The organism is Streptomyces sp. WM6386, assembly GCF_000972385.1.
In the GTDB taxonomy this organism is placed as follows: Bacteria; Actinomycetota; Actinomycetes; order Streptomycetales; family Streptomycetaceae; genus Streptomyces.
Window position 1 is genome coordinate 1 of sequence record NZ_JXTE01000852.1, and the last position, 235, is coordinate 235.

Annotated in this window: 1 protein-coding gene; it reads left to right on the plus strand. The window is 66.8% G+C overall.

All coding sequences use genetic code 11. The features are described from left to right. Nucleotides 1–235, plus strand: a 235-nt coding sequence (locus tag TN53_RS43935) for a lyase family protein (protein ID WP_046264547.1), incomplete at both ends; no start/stop codon positions are given.

Below are 235 nucleotides of genomic sequence, written 5' to 3' on the forward strand. Positions count from 1 at the left end.
CGCCGTCAAGGAGGCCGCCGCGCTCGCCAATGAGGAACTCGGGCTGCTGGAGCCGCGGAAGGCCGCCGCGATCGTCGAGGCCTGCCGGGAGATCCGCGACGGCAAACTGCACGAACAGTTCGTCGTCGACGTCATCCAGGGAGGCGCCGGCACCTCGACCAACATGAACGCCAACGAGGTGATCGCGAACCGGGCGTTGGAACTGCTGGGGTTCGAGAAGGGGCAGTACCGGTAT